General features: G+C 69.5%; 22 protein-coding genes. 21 read left to right on the top strand and 1 reads right to left on the bottom strand.

Annotated features, from left to right (window positions below; all coding sequences use genetic code 11):
• Positions 1-2 precede the first annotated feature (2 nt).
• The 3 genes from C1I98_RS03455 to C1I98_RS03445 all read left to right on the top strand — a co-directional run bounded on the left by C1I98_RS03455 (position 3) and on the right by C1I98_RS03445 (position 1,671).
• A complete protein-coding gene (locus C1I98_RS03455; RefSeq protein WP_233507127.1) occupies positions 3-365 on the top strand; it encodes a DUF742 domain-containing protein in 363 nt (120 codons plus the stop codon).
• On the top strand, positions 346-933 hold the full coding sequence (locus tag C1I98_RS03450; RefSeq protein WP_233507126.1) for a GTP-binding protein: 588 nt from the start codon (positions 346-348) through the stop codon (positions 931-933). The genes C1I98_RS03455 and C1I98_RS03450 overlap by 20 nt, the downstream gene beginning before the upstream one ends.
• Before the next feature lie 186 nt (positions 934-1,119).
• Positions 1,120-1,671 carry a GTP-binding protein gene (locus C1I98_RS03445; RefSeq protein ID WP_111165616.1) on the top strand — a complete coding sequence of 184 codons (552 nt, stop codon included), beginning with the start codon at positions 1,120-1,122 and terminating at the stop codon, positions 1,669-1,671.
• On the opposite strand, the gene C1I98_RS03440 is transcribed toward C1I98_RS03445, so the two are convergent.
• On the bottom strand, positions 1,659-2,417 hold the full coding sequence (locus C1I98_RS03440) for an ABC transporter ATP-binding protein (RefSeq protein ID WP_306461837.1): 759 nt from the start codon (positions 2,415-2,417) through the stop codon (positions 1,659-1,661). The genes C1I98_RS03445 and C1I98_RS03440 overlap by 13 nt on opposite strands.
• A gap of 324 nt (positions 2,418-2,741) precedes the next feature.
• On the opposite strand from C1I98_RS03440, the gene C1I98_RS03435 reads away from it, so the two are divergent.
• From C1I98_RS03435 to C1I98_RS03350, 18 genes are all read left to right on the top strand, one after another.
• Complete coding sequence (locus C1I98_RS03435) at positions 2,742-3,719, top strand: ABC transporter substrate-binding protein (RefSeq protein ID WP_111165594.1); 978 nt, start codon at positions 2,742-2,744, stop codon at positions 3,717-3,719.
• On the top strand, positions 3,716-4,483 hold the full coding sequence (locus C1I98_RS03430; protein WP_111165593.1) for an ABC transporter permease: 768 nt from the start codon (positions 3,716-3,718) through the stop codon (positions 4,481-4,483). The genes C1I98_RS03435 and C1I98_RS03430 overlap by 4 nt, the downstream gene beginning before the upstream one ends.
• Positions 4,480-5,286 carry an ABC transporter permease gene (locus C1I98_RS03425; protein WP_233507124.1) on the top strand — a complete coding sequence of 269 codons (807 nt, stop codon included), beginning with the start codon at positions 4,480-4,482 and terminating at the stop codon, positions 5,284-5,286. Before C1I98_RS03430 ends, C1I98_RS03425 begins: the two co-directional genes overlap by 4 nt.
• A 14-nt stretch (positions 5,287-5,300) precedes the next feature.
• Positions 5,301-6,608, top strand: a complete 1,308-nt coding sequence (locus tag C1I98_RS03420) for a flavin-dependent oxidoreductase (RefSeq protein WP_111165591.1) — start codon at positions 5,301-5,303, stop codon at positions 6,606-6,608.
• 194 nt (positions 6,609-6,802) lie between these two features.
• On the top strand, positions 6,803-9,790 hold the full coding sequence (locus tag C1I98_RS03415; protein WP_111165590.1) for a sensor histidine kinase: 2,988 nt from the start codon (positions 6,803-6,805) through the stop codon (positions 9,788-9,790).
• A 58-nt stretch (positions 9,791-9,848) separates the two neighbouring features.
• Positions 9,849-10,271 (top strand): roadblock/LC7 domain-containing protein, encoded by a 423-nt coding sequence (locus C1I98_RS03410; protein ID WP_111165589.1) that lies wholly within the window; start codon positions 9,849-9,851, stop codon positions 10,269-10,271.
• A gap of 69 nt (positions 10,272-10,340) precedes the next feature.
• Positions 10,341-10,766 carry a DUF742 domain-containing protein gene (locus C1I98_RS03405; RefSeq protein WP_111165588.1) on the top strand — a complete coding sequence of 142 codons (426 nt, stop codon included), beginning with the start codon at positions 10,341-10,343 and terminating at the stop codon, positions 10,764-10,766.
• Positions 10,767-10,779: 13 nt separating this feature from the next.
• Positions 10,780-11,340, top strand: coding sequence for a GTP-binding protein (locus tag C1I98_RS03400; RefSeq protein ID WP_111165615.1), 561 nt, complete (start codon positions 10,780-10,782; stop codon positions 11,338-11,340).
• A gap of 145 nt (positions 11,341-11,485) precedes the next feature.
• Complete coding sequence (ffh, locus tag C1I98_RS03395) at positions 11,486-13,030, top strand: signal recognition particle protein (protein ID WP_111165587.1); 1,545 nt, start codon at positions 11,486-11,488, stop codon at positions 13,028-13,030.
• Positions 13,031-13,270: 240 nt separating this feature from the next.
• The gene (gene rpsP, locus C1I98_RS03390) at positions 13,271-13,735 is read left to right on the top strand and encodes a 30S ribosomal protein S16 (RefSeq protein ID WP_111165586.1); all 465 of its coding nucleotides are present in this window, start codon (positions 13,271-13,273) and stop codon (positions 13,733-13,735) included.
• A gap of 1 nt (position 13,736) precedes the next feature.
• Positions 13,737-13,979 carry an RNA-binding protein gene (locus C1I98_RS03385; RefSeq protein ID WP_111165585.1) on the top strand — a complete coding sequence of 81 codons (243 nt, stop codon included), beginning with the start codon at positions 13,737-13,739 and terminating at the stop codon, positions 13,977-13,979.
• A gap of 171 nt (positions 13,980-14,150) precedes the next feature.
• A complete protein-coding gene (gene rimM, locus C1I98_RS03380) occupies positions 14,151-14,669 on the top strand; it encodes a ribosome maturation factor RimM (RefSeq protein WP_111165584.1) in 519 nt (172 codons plus the stop codon).
• Positions 14,670-14,675: 6 nt separating this feature from the next.
• Positions 14,676-15,449: a tRNA (guanosine(37)-N1)-methyltransferase TrmD gene (gene trmD / locus C1I98_RS03375; protein WP_111165583.1), complete on the top strand. Its 774-nt coding sequence runs from the start codon at positions 14,676-14,678 to the stop codon at positions 15,447-15,449.
• Positions 15,450-15,677: 228 nt separating this feature from the next.
• Positions 15,678-16,043: a 50S ribosomal protein L19 gene (gene rplS, locus C1I98_RS03370; RefSeq protein ID WP_111165582.1), complete on the top strand. Its 366-nt coding sequence runs from the start codon at positions 15,678-15,680 to the stop codon at positions 16,041-16,043.
• Positions 16,044-16,266: 223 nt separating this feature from the next.
• Complete coding sequence (gene lepB / locus C1I98_RS03365; RefSeq protein WP_111165581.1) at positions 16,267-17,145, top strand: signal peptidase I; 879 nt, start codon at positions 16,267-16,269, stop codon at positions 17,143-17,145.
• Positions 17,142-17,732, top strand: coding sequence for a signal peptidase I (lepB, locus tag C1I98_RS03360; protein ID WP_111165580.1), 591 nt, complete (start codon positions 17,142-17,144; stop codon positions 17,730-17,732). The genes lepB (C1I98_RS03365) and lepB (C1I98_RS03360) overlap by 4 nt, the downstream gene beginning before the upstream one ends.
• Positions 17,733-17,769: 37 nt before the next feature.
• Positions 17,770-18,477, top strand: a complete 708-nt coding sequence (locus C1I98_RS03355; RefSeq protein WP_111165579.1) for a ribonuclease HII — start codon at positions 17,770-17,772, stop codon at positions 18,475-18,477.
• A 36-nt stretch (positions 18,478-18,513) separates the two neighbouring features.
• Positions 18,514-18,837 (top strand): DUF2469 domain-containing protein, encoded by a 324-nt coding sequence (locus C1I98_RS03350; RefSeq protein ID WP_030511723.1) that lies wholly within the window; start codon positions 18,514-18,516, stop codon positions 18,835-18,837.
• Positions 18,838-18,914: the final 77 nt, after the last annotated feature.

The following is an 18,914-nucleotide window of genomic DNA, read 5'->3' as shown; positions in this document are numbered from 1 at the left end:
CTGTGCGCGGCGCTGACGGAACCGGGGACGACGAGCCCCTGTTCCGTCCCTACGCGATGACCGGTGGTCGCGTCGAGCCGCGCTACCACCTGGCGATGGAAACGCTGGTCTCCTCCTACGCCATGCCGGACAGCGACCTCGCGCTGCTCACCCCCGAACAGGAGAGCATCGTCGTACTGTGTCGCTCGGTCCGGTCCGTGGCCGAGATATCCGCGCTCCTGCGAGTCCCGCTGGGCGTGGCGCGGGTGCTGGTGGCCGACATGGCCGATGAGAACCTGGTCCGTCTCCACCAGCCGCGTCTCAACGAGGGTCAGCCAGATCTGCACATGCTGGAAAGGGTGCTCAGTGGACTACGCAGGCTCTAGCGGCGGCGGTCTAACCTCCACGAAGATCGTTGTCGCGGGCGGGTTCGGCGTCGGCAAGACCACCTTCGTCGGAGCGGTTTCGGAGATCCTGCCGCTCACGACCGAGGCCGTGATGACGGACGCCAGCACGGGCATCGACGACCTGGCGCTCACGCCCAGCAAGTCGACGACCACCGTGGCGATGGACTTCGGCCGGGTGTCGCTGGACCGGGATTTGATCCTTTACCTGTTCGGGACACCCGGTCAGCACCGTTTCTGGTTCATGTGGGACGACCTGGTGCGCGGCGCGATCGGCGCCGTCGTGCTGATCGACACCCGCAGGCTCGCCGACGGCTTCCCGGCGATCGACTACTTCGAGGAGGCGGGGCTTCCCTTCATCGTCGGAGTGAACGGCTGGGAGGGGCAGTTCCCGCACGTAGAGGACGACGTGCGCGAGGCGCTCGCACTGGCTCCGCACATTCCGATCGTCCGCTGCGACGCGCGGTCGAGGGATTCGGTCAAGTCGACTCTGATCACCTTGGTGGAGTACGTCGTGCAGGTCCGCGCGTCGTACGGCGCACAGGTGTGACGGCCGATCACCCCCGGAGATGTCCAACCACCTCATAATGTCGTTCACCAGGGAGTAACGTGCCATCAAGGAGCTGTGCCGCGCACTCCGTTCGGTGGCGGAGGCATGAGGCCGGCAAGCCGGGGGTCGGCTTGCTGGAAAGGGTGTTAAGTGGACATCGCAGGCTCTAGCCGGAGTGGTGGCGGCCTGACCTCGACGAAGATCGTTGTCGCGGGCGGGTTCGGCGTGGGCAAGACCACCTTCGTGGGCGCGGTCTCGGAGATCCTGCCGCTGACCACGGAAGCGGTGATGACGGACGCCAGCACGGGCATCGACGACCTCGGGCTGACCCCTGAGAAGACGACGACCACCGTGGCGATGGACTTCGGCCGGGTGTCGCTGGACCGGGACCTGATCCTCTACCTGTTCGGGACCCCCGGCCAGCACCGTTTCTGGTTCATGTGGGACGACCTGGTGCGCGGCGCGATCGGCGCGGTGGTGCTGATCGACACCCGCAGGCTCGCGGACAGCTTCCCGGCGGTCGACTACTTCGAAGAGGCCCGCCTGCCGTTCGTGGTGGGCCTGAACGGCTTCAACGGGGCCTACCCGCACGGTGAGGAGGAGGTGCGGGAGGCGCTGACGCTGGCCCCGCACATCCCCATCGTGCGCACCGACGCGCGTGACCGGCAGTCGGTGAAGAACACCCTGATCACACTGGTGGAACACGCGCTCACGATGCGCGCCGCCTACGGCGTCTGAGGGCCGGCCGAGATCCGCCGGCCCTGCCCCGCGGGCTCGGGCGGGGCGGACCGGCCGCGTACCAACCGGCCCGCCTCGGCGCGCAGCCGTACGAACTCCGGGTGCTCGCGGGTGGCGATCTGCTCGCGCGGCCCCGGCAACTCCACCGGCAGGTCGGCGACCACCGTGCCGGGCGACTTCGACAGCACCACGACCCGGTCGCCCACATAGACGCTCTCGTCGATGTCGTGGGTGATCAGCAGGATCGTCATGCCGTGCGCCCGGCGGACGGCCAGGACCAGGTCCTCCAGATCTTCACGGGTCTGCGCGTCCACCGACCCGAACGGCTCGTCCATCAGCATCAGCGCCGGCCGGTAGGCGATGGCCCTGGCGATCGCGGTGCGCTGCTGCATTCCGCCGGAAAGCTCCCACGGGTATTTCCCGCCGACCCCTGCCAGGCCGACCTGCTCCAGGGCGGCGAGCGCCACCCGCCGCCGCGCGGCGCGTTTCACGCTCCTGCGGCGAAGTGGCAGCGAAACGTTTTCGGCCACTGTCATCCAGGGGAAAAGAGATCGGCTGTAATCCTGGAACACCACGGCCAGATTGTCAGGTGTGCGGTCGACCTGAACCCCTTGGATCAACACGCGCCCGGCAGTGGGCCGGATCAGTCCGGCGATGGAACGCAACAATGTCGACTTTCCGCACCCGGATGGTCCCACGATGCACACCAGTTCGCCGGCCGCGACACTCAGATCGATCGATTGCACGGCCGTGTGCGCGCCACGGGCACCACGATAGGTGTGGGTCAGTCCGGCGATCTCTAACAAATCCGAATCCTCACGCCGTTTCGTCACCGGGCATGATCTGTCCCTTGGGAGAGACCAGCGCACTCTAGCGGAGGGGTCGGCCGGGTGGCTATACCCTGTCCGATTCGCTGCTATATGTCATTGAATGTGGCTATTAGCGGGAGATGAGAGAGCAATTTGATATCGGAGTGATAAAATGCGCTGTTAGTGAAAATTGTGCGCTACGATCCACTCCGTTCCCCCCCAGAGTTTGTTTTCGGCGCGCCAGCGCAGCCCGGAGGATCCATGAAACTCCGCACATCCCTCACCGTTCTCATCGCGTTCGCGCTCACCGCCGCATGCAGTAGCGGAGGCGGTGACACATCCGCGCGCCCGACGTCCGGATCCGGCCTTGAGAAGACCGAGATAACGGTCGGCACGATGCCGGTCGTGGACGTCGCGCCGCTGCAACTCGCGGTGCGCGACGGGTTGTTCGGCCAGGAGGGCCTGCAGGTGAAGCTCCAGCCCCTCGCGGGAGGTGCGGAGGCCATTCCGAAGCTGAAGAGCGGCGCGCTGGACGTCAGTTTCGGCAACTACGTCTCCTTCTTCAGCGCCTCGGCCAAGAACGTGCTCGACCTGAAGGTCGTCGCCGACGGCTTTCAGAGCGCGCCCAAGACGCACGTCATCATGGTCCCGAAGGACAGCCCGATCGCCTCGCCCGCCGACCTCGCCGGCAAGACCATCGCGGTCAACACGCGCAGGAACGTCGGCACCATGCTGGTCAGGGTCGCCGCCGACGCGCACGGCGTGAAACTCGACGAGGACGACAATTTCGTGGAGTTCCCCTTCCCGGAGATGGAGGCGGTGCTCAAGGGGAAGAAGGTGGACGCCGCGCTGGTGGTCGAGCCGTTCGGCACGCTGCTCAGCCAGTCCATCGGGGCCAAGATGATCTGGGACACCGCCCAGGGCCCCACCGCCGATTTCCCGATCGCCGGCTACGCCACCACCGGCGGTTTCGCCAAGGAGAACCCGAAGACGCTCGCCGCCTTCCAGCGGGCCATGGTCAAGGCCCAGGCCGCCGCGGCCGACCGCGCCAAGGTGGTGGAGATCATCCCGAAGTACACCTCGATCCAGTCCGGGGTGGCGGGCAGCCTGGCCATCGGCGGATTCCCCACCTCGCTCAACGCGACCCGGTTGCAGCGGGTGGCCGACAGCATGCGTGAGTACGGCCTGCTCGCCGAGGACCTGAACGTCTCGGACCTGCTCTTCTCCGCGTCCCGGTGAACACCGGGGGGATCATCCGCGGCACGATCGGCGCCCTCCTGCCGGCCGCGACGGCCGAGGTGCTGACCCGGACCGGCGTCCTGGGGCTGGCGCCCTTCAGCGAGGTCGTCGTGCGGTTCTTCACCCTCGCCGCCGACGGCGGGTTCCTGCTGAACGCGGCCGACACCGTGGCCGCCTGGGCGGCGGGCCTGGCCCTCGCGACGGTGGCCGCGGTGCTGACCGGGGTGCTGCTCGGCTCGGTGCCGTTCCTGAACACCGCCGCGGGCGTGGTGGTGGAGTTCCTGCGGCCGATCCCCTCGGTGGCGCTGATCCCGCTGGCCATCCTGTTGTTCGGCGCGGAGACCCAGATGAAGATCGCGCTGATCTGCTACGCGGCGGCCTGGCCGATCCTGCTCAACACGATCTACGCGCTGCGGGACGTGGACCCGCTGGCCAAGGAGGCGCTGCGCAGCTTCGGGTTCGGGCGGCTCGCCGTGCTGTGGCGGGTCTCCCTGCCGAGCGCGGCGCCGTTCGTGGCCACCGGGGTGCGCGTCTCGGCCGCGATCGGGCTGGTCGTGGTCATCGGCGCGGAACTGTACGGCGGCGGCGAGCGGGGCATCGGCGTCGTGCTGATCCAGGCGCGCAGCGGCGGCGGCTCCGATGAGGTGATGCTCGCCGTGGCGCTGTGGGCGGGCGTCTTCGGGCTGGCGGTGAACACCCTGCTGCAACGCCTCTCGCGGACGGCGTTCCGGTGGCATGCCGTACGGACGGGAGACCTGCGGTGAGGGGGCGAGTGGCCGGGGCCGTGACGTGGACGGCGGGCCGGCTGTGGCTCGCGGTCCTGCTGGTGTGGCTCTGGGAACGGGTCACCACCCAGGTCGGGGAGGCGTACTTCCCGCCGCCGTCGGAGATCGTCGCCACCGGGCGCGAACTCTGGTTCTCCGGCCCGGCGGACCGGTTCTTCCTGACCGAGGAGGCCGTCGAGGACTTCGGGCCGAGCCTGCTCAACCTGTTCGCGGGGTGGCTGCTGACCGGCCTGGCCGGCGTCGCCCTCGGGGTGGCGCTGGGGCTGTCGCGCACGTTCGCCCGGTACGTCGAGCCCATCGTGCATTTCGGGCGGGCGATCCCGCCGCCCACGCTGATCTCGGTGTTCCTGAGCGTGTTCGCGCTCGGTACGTCGATGCAGGTGGCGACCATCGTGTTCGGCGTCATCTGGCCGGTGGTGCTGAACACCATGGACGGCGTGCGCACGGTGGACGGGCTGCACCTGGACAGCGCCGAGGTCTTCGGCGTGCGCGGGCTGCGCCGGTTGCGCATGATCGTGCTGCCCGCCGCCGCCCCCAAGATCATCGCCGGTCTGCGGATCAGCATCGGCCTCGCGCTGATCCTCATGGTGCTGTCGGAGATGTTCGGCAGCAAGCACGGGATCGGCGCGCACCTGGTGGACAGCCAGCGCGACTTCGAGCCGGCCGCGATGTGGGCGGGCATCGTGTTCGTCGGCGTGCTCGGCTACCTGCTCAACGCCGCCTTCACACTCGTCGAACGCCGCGGGCCGCACCGGCACCACCTGGCCCGCGCGGCCACCTGAGGAGGGAGTGACCGATGCGTGTCCTGATCATCGGCGCCGGGATCGGCGGGCTCGCCACCGCGCTCAGCCTGCACGCCGCCGGCCTGGACTGCGTCATCGCGGAGTCGGTGGCGGAGTTGCGCCCGCTCGGCGTCGGCATCAACCTGCAGCCGCACGCCGTGCGCGAGCTGACCGAACTGGGGCTGGGCGAGGCGCTGGCCGAGGTCGGGGTGCCCACCAGCTACCTATCCTACACCGACAGGTACGGCGGGGAGATCCTTTCTCTGCCGCGCGGGCGCAGGGCCGGCTACCACTGGCCGCAGTACTCGATCCACCGGGGCGAACTCCAGATGCTGATGCTGGAGGCGGTGCGCGAGCGCCTCGGCCCGGACCGCGTGCGGACCGGGCTGGTCTTCGAGGACTTCGTTCAGGGCGCGGCCCGGGTCACCGCGCGGTTGCGCGAGGCGTGTTCCGGCCGCCTGGTGGAGGAGGACGCGGACCTGCTGGTCGGCGCGGACGGCGTCAACTCCACGGTAAGGGCTCGGCTGCACCCTTCGGAGGACCCGCTGCTGTGGAACGGGATCCGGATATGGCGCGGGACGGCGTCCGGCCGGGAGGAGTTCCTGGACGGCATGACGCTGCTGGTCGCCGGGTCCAACCGGGCGGCGAAGATCGTCGCCTACCCGATCTCGGCGCGGGAGCGGGCGCGCGGCAGGGCGCTGGTCAACTGGGTGGCCGAGGTCAAGGTCGGCGAGCCGGGCCCGGCCCCTGCCGCGGACTGGTCCAGAGCGGGACGCCTGCACGATGTTCTGGCCCACTACGAGGATTGGCGGTTGCCCTATTTGGACGTGCCGGAATTGATTCGGGCCAGTGACCGAATACTGGAGTACCCCATGGCGGACAGGGACCCGCTGCCCTTCTGGAGCGAGGGTCGGGTGACCCTCCTGGGCGACGCGGCTCACCCGATGTATCCCATCGGGTCGAACGGCGGGTCGCAGGCCGTACTGGACGCGCGGGTGCTCGCCCGGGCGCTGGCGCTGCGCGCGCCCGACGTGCCCGCGGCCCTCGCCGACTACGAGGACGAGCGGCGGGAGGCCACCGCCAGGCTGGTCCTCGCCCACCGGGAACTGCCGATGGAGGAGACGATCGGCAAGGTGCTCGAACGTGCGCCGCACGGCTTCACCGATATCGCGAACGTGCTCACCCCCGCCGAGCTGGCGGATATGGCGGCCGTCCAGAAGCGGATCACGGATATGGACGTCCGGACGCTCAACGAGCGTCCTTCATGGAGCGTCCTTCATGGGGCGTCCCTTAGTTTCGGACAGGTTGTAAACGTAGTTTAAGTAGGCGTGATTCGATTGCTCACAATTGCGATTGAAATGAAAATTGGTGCCTTTGAGGCATTGGCCCAGTGTGACCACTTGTGCTCAAATGAACCCTCGCCACACGTACACAGTGACCCCCACAGTGACCCCCCACGAGCTCGGCGCCCCCTGGTTCTCGCCGCCACGCGTCCGAGGAGAGGTTTCGCACGCTGATGACTGCAACACCCCCCACGGGCCGCGACCGCGGCCCGGGTGCCTTACCCGCGCACGCAGGTCCGCATCCGGGCGCGCAGGGGACGTATCCGGACAAGGCGGGCGGCGACCGCGGCAACTGGGAGGCCCCTCTGGCGGCCACCGCCACGCAGGGGGAGCGGGGCGGGAGACGAGGCCACCGCTCGGGCGTTGCACCGGGCGGTGAGTCAGGCCGGGCCCCCAAGGGCGCCCTGCCGTCCGCCGCCTCCCACGCGACGCCCGGCGGCGGGTGGCCGTCCGTGCGCAACTGGCGGGTACGGTCCCGGCTGATCGTGCTCGTGCTCATCCCGACGATGGCGGGAGTCGTGCTCGGCGGGTTCCGCATCGCCGACTCCGTGGCCGAGGCGGAAGAGTACGAGCGGGCGCGCGCGCTCGCGTCGTTCGCCATCACGCTCGGCGACCTCGCCCACGAGCTGGAACTGGAACGCGACCTCGCGGCCCGGTTCGTCGCGGCCGGGCGGCGGGCCGAGGACCTGGAGCGCCTGCGGGTCCAGGAACAGCAGACCGTCGATGACCTGCGCCGTGAGGTGAACCGCGCGCTCGACGCCGCGCTCGCCGACAGCGGCTCCCCGCGGGTGGCCGGGGAGATCACCCAGATCCGCACCCGGCTGAAACAGCTCGACGGTGTGCGGGCGGCCGTGGTACGGACCGAACTGGGCGCCGAGCCGGTGCTCTACCGCTACAACGGGATCGTGGGCGACCTGCTGGCCGTACACGACGAGATCGGCCAGGGGCTGTCCGGCGGCGAGACGCTGGCCAACGGGGTCACCGCGTTCCAGGCGCTGGCCGAGGCCAAGGAGCACGCCTCCAGCGAACGGGCCCTGCTGTCGGTGGCCATTGCCTCCGGCGGCTTCAGCGCGACCCTGGTGGACGAGCTGGCCGCCGCCCGCGCCGAGCGGGAGAGCGCGCTCGCCACGTTCAAGTCCGAGGCGACGCTCGCCCAGCGCCAGTTCTACGACGACACCGTCACCGGCCAGAAGGTGGACCGGGCGGAGTACATGCGGCTGCGGGCCGTCATCGCGGCCACCGGCGGCCCCGTCTCCCGGCCCGCCGAGCGCCCGGTCCCCACGGTGCCGCTCGCCGCCCACGAACTCGACCGCTGGTTCGACGCCGCGAGCGACACCATCGAGCGGATGCGCGTCGTGGAACGCCGCGTGGGCGCCTGGATCGTGACGACCAGCCTCGAACTCCGCGACCGCGAACGCCGCGGCGCGGTGTCCGTCACCGTCGCGGTGGGCCTGCTGCTGCTCATGGTCCTCGGCATCACCGCCGTCATGGCGCGCTCGCTGGCCGCCCCGCTGCGCCGGTTGCGCGACGCCGCGCTGGAGGTCGCCGGACGCCGCCTGCCCGAGACGGTCAACGCTCTGCGCGAGGGCGGCGAGGCGGCCGCGTCCGAGGCCCTCCAGCCGATCGGCGTGACCACCCGCGACGAGATCGGCGAGGTCGCGCGGGCGTTCGACGAGGTGCACCGCGAGGCCGTACGGCTGGCCGGCCAGGAGGCCACCCTGCGCAACAACGTCAACGCGATGTTCGTCAACCTGTCCAGACGCTCCCAGACCCTCGTCGAACGGCAGCTCACCCTCATCGAGTCACTGGAACAGGGCGAACAGGACGAGGGCCGGCTGGGCAACCTGTTCCGGCTCGACCACCTGGCCACCCGCATGCGGCGCAACAGCGAGAACCTGCTGGTGCTCGCCGGACAGGAGCCCGCCCGCCGGTGGAGCCGGCCGGTGCCGCTGATCGACGTGGCCCGCGCCGCGCTGTCGGAGGTCGAGAACTACGAGAGGGTCGCCCTGCGCATCCCGACCGGCCCCGCCGTGGTCGGTTCCGGTGTCAACGACCTCGTCCACCTGATCGCCGAGCTGGTGGAGAACGCCATCTCCTTCTCGCCGAGCGAGACGGCGGTGACCGTGTCCACCAACCGGATCGACGGCGGCGGCATGATGATCGCGGTCAGCGACGTCGGGATAGGGATGACCGCGGCGGAGCTGTCCCAGGCGAACTGGCGGCTGGCCAACCCGCCGGTGGTGGACGTGTCGGTGTCGCGGCGGATGGGCCTGTTCGTGGTCGGGCGGCTGGCGCTACGGCACGGGATCAGGGTCCAGCTCCGCCAGCAGGAGACCGGCGGGCTCACCGCCATGGTCCTGGTGCCGGACACGCTGCTGGCCGAAGCCGAACCGTGGAACGGGGTGTCGCGGGCGGCGCACGAACGGCAGGCCGCGCTCGCGTCGGGCGGCGCGTTCGGTGTTCCCGCGCCCGCTCCCATGTTCACACCTCAGGCGTCCGCGCCCCGCGAGGATCTGTGGAGCGACAGACCGCACGGCGGGGATTCCGGAGCCTGGGACGTGCACATCCCCCCAGAGCCCCCCGCTCTCCATGACTCGGCCGCGGAGGCGACCGGCCCCATCGACCGGGTCACCGGCGGTGCGCGGGACCAGGGGCTCGCCGAAACCGTCGCGCGGGCCAACGGCTCCGGCATCCACCGCGATCCCGACGACTACCTGCCGATCTTCGCGGCGGTCGAGTCCGACTGGTTCCGCGCGGCGAGCCCGCGGGAGGAGACCGGCCGGGCGGGCGAGGACGCCCCGCCGCCGGACCCCCGCCAATGGACCTCACCCGCCGACCCCGGCTACAAGGCCGCCGCGCAGGTCGCCGGCGGGCCCACGCTCGGCGGCATCACCCACGCCGGACTGCCCAAGCGCGTGCCCAAGGCCAACCTGCTGCCCGGCGCGGTCGCCGCCCGGCCCCAGGGCGGGCCGGTGCCCGCCGCGCTGCCCGCGCCCGTGCCCCACAGGCCTCCCGCGTCGCCGGAGGCCGTGCGCGACCGCCTGGCGGGCTTCCAGCAGGGCGTACGGCAGGCCCGCGCCGCCGCGCGCGGCGAACCGGCCGGGGAACCGGCCCCCACCGACTTCACCTGGAATATCGAACACAGCAAGGAGGACTCGTGATCAAGCGGGTTCATATGCATGGCGCGAGCGCCCGGGCGCACGCGATCGAGGAGGGGCAGTGCGAGAACTGAGCCAGGCGGCACGCGGTATCAACTGGCTGATCACGGACTTCGTGCACAACGTGCCGGGGGTGGCGCACACCGTCGTGGTGTCGTCCGACGGTCTGCCGCTGGCCTTCTCGGAGGGCTTCCCCAGAGACCGGGCCGACCAGCTCGCCGCCGTGGCGGCCGGGCTGATCAGCCTGACCCAGGGCGCCTCCCGGGTCTTCGAGGGCGGGGCGGTCACCCAGACGGTGGTGGAGATGCAGCGCGGGCTGCTCCTGATCATGTCGATCAGCGACGGGTCCTGCCTGGCGGTGCTGGCGGCGCCCGACTGCGACATGGGTCTGGTGGCCTATCAGATGACGCTTCTCGTGGAGCGGGCCGGGCAGGTGCTCACGCCCGCCGTACGCGCGGAGCTCCAGGCCGCCCATCCACGGTGATGGGCGGGACCCTAGGAGGTCGCCGTGACAGGACATGGCTTTCATGATGGCCGTCCGCTAGGGGGCGGAATGCCATACAACCCCCTGTACGACCCCGTGGACGATCCCCACCGGAACACCGGCGGGGCGCATCACCTCTCGCCGCCTCCGGCCGGGGAGCAGAGCTCCCTGGTCCGGCCGTACGCCGTGACGGGCGGGCGTACCGCCCCCCGTACGCAGCTCGCAGTGGAGGCGCTGGTCTCCTCGCTGACCTCCCTGCAGCACGATCTGACCCACCGGACCCCCGAGTACCAGGCGATCAGTGCGCTGTGCCGGCAGGTGCGGTCGGTCGCCGAGATCTCCGCGCTGCTGCGTATCCCGCTCGGCGTCACCAGGATCCTCGTCGCCGACATGGCGGCCGAGGGGCTGGTCCAGGTGCACCAGACGACCTTGGAGGCGGGCAAGCCGGATCGCAATCTGTTGGAAAGGGTGCTCAGTGGACTTCGCAGACTCTAATCGGAGTGGCGGCCTGACCTCGACGAAGATCGTCGTGGCGGGCGGTTTCGGCGTTGGGAAGACGACTTTCGTCGGGGCGGTTTCAGAGATCTTGCCGCTGACCACGGAAGCGATGATGACGAACGCGAGCGCGGCCATCGACGACACGGCCCTTACGCCGCTCAAGACGACGACCACCGTGGCGATGGACTTCGGCCGGGTGTCGCTGGACCGGGATTTGATCCTTTACCTGTTCGGGACACCCGGTCAGCACCGTTTCTGGTTCATGTGGGACGACCTGGTGCGCGGTGCGATCGGCGCGGTGGTGCTGATCGACACCCGCAGGCTTGCAGACAGTTTTCCCGCCGTGGACTATTTCGAGGAGGCCAATCTGCCGTTCATCGTGGCGGTCAACGGCTTCGACGGCCACTACTCCCACACCGAGGAGGAATTGCGCGAGGCGCTGACCCTGTCCCCGCAGATTCCCATCGTCCAGACCGACGCGCGGGTGCGCGAGTCGGTCAAATCAACATTGATCACTTTGGTGGAGCACGCGCTGACGATTCGCATGGCCGTACCCGGTGGGGGACGCTGAACGCCCGTCAGAGGTTAGGCTGGGAGGCTGAGTCGCCCGGGAACGTGTGCAGCACGCTATGCGAGACGCTCCCAGGCGGCGCACGACTCCGTCGCACGACCGCACGACCTGACGCAGGACCTGACGCGCAGAGGCTGGCCATCACGTGTTCGAGACGCTTTCCGACCGCCTGACATCGGTCTTTTCCTCCCTTCGTGCCAAGGGACGGCTCTCCGACGCCGACATCGACGCGACCTGCCGCGAGATCCGCATCGCGTTGCTGGAGGCCGACGTCGCCTTGCCCGTGGTACGGGCCTTCGTCGCCCACGTCAAGGAGCGGGCGCGGGGATCCGAGGTCTCCCAGGCGCTCAATCCGGCCCAGCAGGTCGTGAAGATCGTCAACGACGAGCTGGTCGAGATCCTGGGCGGCGAGACGCGGCGGCTGCGCCTGGCCAAGACCCCGCCGACGATCATCATGCTGGCGGGCCTGCAAGGCGCGGGCAAGACCACGCTGGCCGGCAAGCTGGCCCGCTGGCTGCGCGAGCAGGGCCACGCGCCCATGCTGGTGGCCGCCGACCTGCAGCGGCCCAACGCCGTCCAGCAGCTCGCCGTCGTGGGCGAGCGCGCCGAGGTGGCGGTCTTCGCCCCCGAGCCGGGCAACGGCGTGGGCGATCCGGTCGACGTGGCCCGCCGGTCCATCGACCACGCCAAGCGGCAGCAGCACGACGTCGTCATCATCGACACCGCGGGCCGCCTGGGCATCGACCAGGAGCTGATGCGGCAGGCGGCCGACATCCGCGACGCCGTCCAGCCCGACGAGATCCTGTTCGTGGTCGACGCCATGATCGGCCAGGACGCCGTCACGACGGCGCAGGCGTTCATGGAGGGCGTCGGCTTCGACGGCGTCGTGCTCACCAAGCTCGACGGCGACGCCAGGGGCGGCGCGGCCCTTTCGGTGCGGCACATCACCGGCAAGCCGATCATGTTCGCCTCCACCGGGGAGAAGCTGGGCGACTTCGACGCCTTCCACCCCGACCGGATGGCCTCGCGGATCCTCGACATGGGCGACGTGCTCACCCTGATCGAGCAGGCCCAGAAGACGTTCGACGAAGAGCAGGCCAAGAAGATGGCCGGCAAGCTCACCTCGGGCGACGGCTTCACCCTCGACGACTTCCTCGAGCAGATGGCGATGGTCCAGAAGATGGGCCCGATCAAGAATCTGCTCGGCATGATGCCCGGCATGGGGCAGATGCGCGACCAGCTCAACCAGATCGACGACCGTGATCTGGACCGCATCGCCGCCATCATCCGCTCCATGACCCCCGGCGAGCGCGCCGAACCCAAGATCATCAACGGCTCCCGGCGGGCGCGCATCGCCCGCGGGTCCGGTGTGAGCGTCACCGAGGTGAGCAGCCTCGTGACCCGCTTCTTCGACGCCCAGAAAATGATGAAGCGGATGGCGGGCGGCCTGGGCATTCCGGGCATGCCCGGCGGCGGAGGCGGGCGCAAGTCCGCCAAGGCCGCCAAAAAGGGCAAGAAGGGGCGCAGGGTCAGCGGCGACCCGCGCAAGGCGGCGCTGGGCAGGAAGCCCGGTGGGGACGACATCCCGGCACAGCAGTTGCCGCCGGGCCTGGGCGGCAAGCTGCCCCCCGGCCTGGAGCTGCCGCCCGGTTTCGACCCCTCCAAGCTCAAGCTGCCCGGCCAGAACTGAACCAAATGACGGTGCTGAATCGGTGCCGTCGACGGCCGATTCGGGCCAATCAGGTCACGATCGTCGTGTGATTGCGCCGCATGCCGTTCGATCTGGCACAATGGCATGTTGGAACAACACGGCCACGCGGGTGCCCTCTCATCCTCGCCGGCCGTCTGTCCCTCGGACGGACTTCCCGTCGTGCCCCACTCGATGAGACGCCGTTCACCCACGCTCGAATGTCCAGGAGAGACCACACCCGTGGCAGTCAAGATCAAGCTCAAGCGGCTCGGGATGATCCGCAACGCGCAGTACCGCATCGTCGTCGCCGACAGCCGCACCAAGCGGGACGGCCGGGCGATCGAGGAGATCGGTCTGTACCACCCGAAGGAGAACCCTTCGCGTATCGAGGTCAAGTCCGAGCGCGCTCAGTACTGGCTGGGCGTCGGCGCGCAGCCGACCGAGCCCGTGCTCAAGCTGCTCAAGCTCACCGGCGACTGGCAGAAGTTCAAGGGTGAGCCCGCCCCGCCGCCGCTGAAGGTGGCCGAGCCCAAGCCGGACCGCCACGCCATCTACGAGGCCGCGGCCAAGGAGGCGCTGTCCGGCGACACCGGCGGTGCCGCCACCACGCAGCGCAAGTCCAGGAAGTCGCAGAAGGCCGAGGAGCCCGCTGCCGAAGCCGCCCCCGCCGCTGCGGCCGAGGAGTCCTCGGAAGGCGGGGCCTGAGGTGCTTGAAGAGGCCCTTGAACACCTTGTCAAGGGCATCGTCGAGCATCCTGACGAGGTCCGTGTCCGCGGCCGGCGCATTCGCACCGGGCGCGTGCTGGAGGTCCGGGTTCACCCAGACGACCTCGGCAAGGTCATCGGCCGTGGCGGGCGCACCGCCAAGGCGCTGCGCACCGTCGTGAACGCGCTGGCCGACGGCAAGTTCGTTCGCGTCGACCTGCTCGACCTGAGCGAAGCCCGCTGACCTCGCGAGCCTTTCCGGCCGGCCCACGTTCCATCGTGTCGTGGGCCGGCCGTGTTCCGGCTTCGCCGGGGCGCCTTTCACATTCCTCGGGTACCGAGGCACCGTGCAGGTGGGGTGCCGCTTCCGTTCTTCGCCGGGCGCGCGGACATGCGCTCATGGAGGTCAGTTCTCGTGCAGCTCGTCGTGGGACGCATCGGCCGGCCGCACGGCGTGCGGGGCGAGGTCAGCGTGGACGTGCGGACCGACGACCCGGCGCTGCGGTTCGTCCCGGGCGCGTCCCTCGCCACCGATCCGGCGTCCGCGGGACCGTTGGTCATCGAGCAGGTCCGCCCGCACTCGGGGTTCTTGCTGGTGCGGTTCGCCGGCGTGCACGACCGCGACGCCGCGGGGGAGCTACGGGGCGTACTGCTGCTCGTGGAGTCCGACGACTCCCCGCCGCTCGACGACCCTGACGAGTTCTACGACCACCAGCTCATCGGCCTGTCGGTGGCCGCGCCGGGCGCCGAGCCCGTCGGCCGGGTCGCCGACGTGCTGCACCATGGCCAGGACCTGCTGGTCGTGCGCCGTACCGACGGGCGCGAGGTCTACGTGCCGTTCGTACGCGCCCTGGTGCCGGAGATCGACCTGGAGGCCGGGCTGCTGGTCGTGGACGCGCCTCCCGGCCTGCTCGACCCGGACGAGTCCGTCTGAGACCCCATGCGCATCGACATCATCTCCATCTTCCCCGAGTACTTCGCGCCGCTCGACGTCTCGCTGATCGGCAAGGCCCGCGAACGCGGCATTCTGGACATCACCCTCCACCAGCTCCGCGACTGGACCCACGACGTGCACCGCACCGTGGACGACAGCCCCTACGGCGGCGGTCCCGGAATGGTGATGAAACCCGAACCCTGGGGTGAGGCCCTGGACGCCGTCGCGGCGCGTTCCCCTTCGGCCCCGCCGCGCCTGGTGGTCCCCACGCCGAGCGGGCGGCCGTTCACCCAGGAACTCGCTTTGGAACTCTCCGCCGAGCCGTGGCTGGTTTTCGCCTGCGGGCGCTACGAGGGCATCGACGCCCGCGTGATCGACGAGTACGCCACCAGGACCCGGGTGGACGAGGTCGGCATCGGCGACTACGTCCTGGCCGGGGGAGAGGTGGCCGTGCTGGTGATGGTGGAGGCGATCGGGCGGCTGCTGCCCGGGGTGCTCGGCAACGAGCTGTCGGCCGCCGACGACTCCTTCGCGCCGGGCGCGATGCGCAACCTGCTGGAAGGGCCGGTCTACACCAAGCCCCCGGAGTGGCGGGGGCGGCGGGTGCCGGAGATCCTGCTGTCCGGTCACCACGGGAAGGTCGCCAGGTGGCGGCGGGACGAGGCACTGCGCCGTACCGTCCGCAACCGGCCGGACCTGGTGACGCGGCTGGACCCGGACACGCTCGACAAGCGCGACCGGGAGGTCCTTTCCGAGTTCGGCGAGGAGCCGCGGCCCTGACGGGCGCCTTCTTCGCATAGGCCGATTTCGATGTGGCGCGAAGATGTGGCAGACTGAATCGCTGTCGCCGACTGTCCATCGGTCGGTGAGTCGTGGCCGGGCTCGCCAAGCCGGCCTCATCGACACCGCACGTCAAACCAGTCAGCTCGCGTGTCCGCCGCGACGCCGCGCCTCACCGCGCGGCCGGACGGACCTCCGCGGGCTCGCGTCTATGTAGGGACCGTAGCCATGCACACGCAGATCCAGGAGCTTGAGAAAGCCTCGATGCGCACCGACGTCCCGGACTTCCGCCCGGGCGACACGCTGGAGGTGCACGTCCGCGTCGTCGAGGGCAACCGGTCCCGCATCCAGGTCTTCAAGGGCTTCGTGCTGCGCCGCCAGGGCGGTGGCGCGCGGGAGACCTTCACCGTCCGCAAGGTCAGCTACAGCGTCGGCGTGGAGCGCACCTTCCCGGTGCACAGCCCGGTCATCGAGAAGATCCAGCTCGTGACCCGCGGCGACGTCCGCCGCGCCAAGCTCTACTACATGCGCGACCTGCGCGGTAAGGCGGCCCGCATCCGCGAGAAGCGTGAGGCGGCCCCCTCCGGCAAGTGACCGCCGCGCAGTGACCCCGCGCCGCCGGTCGTCCGATTGGCCCGTGCCCCGGTGGGCGCGGGCCATTCGGTTTCGCAAAGCCGGAGACATTCCCAGGTCCCGGGACGTAAAGGGGTAAACGTGTCCGTGAACGGCTGTGACGCCCGTGCGGAAGGCGACGCGCGGGTTTTCCGAGGCGGTCTGCCCACCCTCTGGCACCGCGCATCATCTAGGCTCGTCACCAATGGCTAACGAGGACCCGGGGTCTGGCGCGGCCGCGCACACCCCCGCCGAGGACGAGGTGCACGTGGTCGCGGAAGACACCGATAAGGCCGCAAAACGCGGCAAGGAGAAAAAGGGTTCGTTCTGGCGCGAGCTGCCCGTCCTGGTAGTTGTGGCGCTCGTCTTGGCATTCATCATCAAGACGTTCGTTATTCAGGCGTTCTACATCCCGTCGGAGTCGATGGAGAACACCCTGCTCACCAATGACCGGGTCCTCGTCAACAAGCTCGTCTACCACACCCGCGACATCGAGCGCGGCGACGTCGTGGTGTTCTCGGGGGTCGACTCCTGGGACGGCGAGGTGCAGTTCGAGGAGCCGTCCAACCCGGTCTCGGCCTTCTTCCGCTGGATCGGTACCGCCTTCGGCATGGTGCCCGGCGAGAAGGACTACATCAAGCGCGTCATCGGCGTCCCCGGTGACAAGGTGAAGTGCTGCGACTCCAAGGGCCGGATCACGGTCAACGGCACGCCCATCGAAGAGGACGGTTACCTCTATCCGGGCGATGTGCCCTCGCAGAAGTACTTCGAGGTCACCGTCGAGCCCGGCAGGCTGTGGGTGATGGGCGACCACCGTTCGGTGTCCCTCGACTCGCGTTCGCACATGGGCGACCCCGGCGGCGGCACGATCCCCGCCGACCACGTCGTCGGCCGCGCCTTCGTCATCGTCTGGCCGTTCTCCCGCGCCGCGACCCTGCCCATCCCGGAGACCTTCGCCCAGCCCGCGCTGCACGCCGCCGCCGCGGTCGGCGGCGCCACCCCGCTGGTGCTCGGCTTCGCCGGAGCGGTGCCCCTGATCCTGGTACGCCGCCGCCTGTTGCGAAGGCGCGCCGGCAGCCGATGACCGTGACCAAGGACGAGAAGAAGCAGCCGAAGGGCGAGCGGGCCGGCAAGAAGCGCGGGACCCTGCGCGAGACGGTCGGCCTGATCGCCATCGGCGTGGTCATCGCGCTGCTGCTGCAGGCGTTCGTGATCGGGCAGTTCTGGATCCCCTCCGAGTCGATGCAGAACACCCTCCAGATCGGCGACCGGGTCATCGTCAACAAACTGCACGGTTCGGCCGACCGCGGCGACATCATCGTGTTCCGCGGCTGGGACGGCAGCGACACGATCAAGCGGGTGATCGCGGTGGGCGGCGACACCGTCGAGTGCTGCGACGCCAAGCGCCGCATCTCGGTCAACGGGGTGCCGCTGGACGAGACCTACATCCACCCCGACGACTACCCCTCCAAGCGGAAGTTCAAGACCAAGCTGGCGGCGGGCAAGCTGTGGGTGATGGGCGACCACCGTACGGCGTCGTCGGACTCGCGCGAGGAGTACAACGGCCCGGTCGACGAGGACGACGTGATCGGCCGCGCCTTCGCGATCGTCTGGCCGTTCTCCCGGGCGACCATTCTGTCGCGGCCCGAGACTTTCGCACGGGTCCGATAGCTTTCGGTGATCCAGTGCGCGTAACCTCGATGCTGTCATGACTGTTGTGTCGCGCATCTCCGCGCCGGCGTACCGCCCGAGGCCGAGCGTCGTACGGCGGGATTCGGGCCTCTACGCCTACGAAAGGGCGCTGGCGCGGCGGGGCTTCACCCCCATCGCCGGGGTGGACGAGGCGGGCCGTGGGGCCTGCGCCGGGCCGCTGGTGGTGGCCTCCGTGGTCCTCGGAAGACAGATCGACGGGCTGTGCGACTCCAAACTGGTGACGCCGGCCGTACGCGAGTCCCTCTACGACCGCATCCTCGCCACCGCCAAGGGCGTCGCCACGGTGATCATCTCGCCGGAGGAGATCGACACGCGCGGCCTGCACAAGTGCAACATCGCCGGCATGCGCCGCGCGGTCGCCCGGCTCGCCTGCGACCCGGGCTACATCCTCACCGACGGCTTCCCGGTGCCCGGACTGCCCGCCCCCGCCCTGGCCATCTGGAAGGGCGACCAGGTCGCGGCCTGCGTCGCGGCCGCCTCCATCGTGGCCAAGGTGACGAGGGACCGCATCATGACGGCACTGGACGAGCAACATCCCGAATACGGTTTTGCCGTACACAAGGGGTATGTCACCCCGGGTCACCGACTTGCCCTCGCCAACCACGGCCCTTGTCCGCAACATCGTTTCTCCTTCGTCACGGTGGCGCGTTCCGGGCTGGGTAGCGAGATGGGTGAGAATGAAGTGGGGGCCGGTGTCGTCTGAAGGGGCGGCCCGGGAGGCACGTGACAGGAGGACGGGATGAGCGCAGAAGATCTCGAAAAGTATGAGACCGAGATGGAGCTGCAGCTCTACCGTGAGTACCGCGACGTCGTGGGGCTGTTCACCTACGTCGTGGAGACCGAGCGACGGTTCTATCTCACCAACTCCGTGGACCTGGATGTGCGCACGGCCGAGAACGGCGACGTCTTCTTCGACGTGAAGATGCAGGACGCCTGGGTCTGGGACATGTACCGCCCGGCGAGGTTCGTGAAGAACGTCCGTGTCGTCACCTTCAAGGACGTCAACGTCGAAGAACTCGCCAAGCCCGACCTCGAAATGCCCAAGGAGGGCTTCTCCTCCTAACCCCCGATCCCAGAGACCTCCTGGCCGCCTCCCGGCCCAGGCCCTTTCCCCCTGCCCCGAGGACCAAGCCCCAGCAC

Source organism: Spongiactinospora gelatinilytica (assembly GCF_003236385.1).
In the GTDB taxonomy this organism is placed as follows: Bacteria; Actinomycetota; Actinomycetes; order Streptosporangiales; family Streptosporangiaceae; genus Spongiactinospora; species Spongiactinospora gelatinilytica.
This window is presented reverse-complemented; position numbering and strand designations above follow the sequence as displayed.

Coding starts and splice junctions, on each gene's coding strand:
- C1I98_RS03435 (WP_111165594.1), top strand. CDS start 2,742: ATGAAACTCCGCACATCCCTCACCGTTCTCATCGCGTTCGCGCTCACC.
- C1I98_RS03420 (WP_111165591.1), top strand. CDS start 5,301: ATGCGTGTCCTGATCATCGGCGCCGGGATCGGCGGGCTCGCCACCGCG.
- C1I98_RS03415 (WP_111165590.1), top strand. CDS start 6,803: ATGACTGCAACACCCCCCACGGGCCGCGACCGCGGCCCGGGTGCCTTA.
- C1I98_RS03405 (WP_111165588.1), top strand. CDS start 10,341: ATGCCATACAACCCCCTGTACGACCCCGTGGACGATCCCCACCGGAAC.
- trmD (WP_111165583.1), top strand. CDS start 14,676: ATGCGCATCGACATCATCTCCATCTTCCCCGAGTACTTCGCGCCGCTC.
- rplS (WP_111165582.1), top strand. CDS start 15,678: ATGCACACGCAGATCCAGGAGCTTGAGAAAGCCTCGATGCGCACCGAC.
- lepB (WP_111165581.1), top strand. CDS start 16,267: ATGGCTAACGAGGACCCGGGGTCTGGCGCGGCCGCGCACACCCCCGCC.
- lepB (WP_111165580.1), top strand. CDS start 17,142: ATGACCGTGACCAAGGACGAGAAGAAGCAGCCGAAGGGCGAGCGGGCC.
- C1I98_RS03355 (WP_111165579.1), top strand. CDS start 17,770: ATGACTGTTGTGTCGCGCATCTCCGCGCCGGCGTACCGCCCGAGGCCG.
- C1I98_RS03350 (WP_030511723.1), top strand. CDS start 18,514: ATGAGCGCAGAAGATCTCGAAAAGTATGAGACCGAGATGGAGCTGCAG.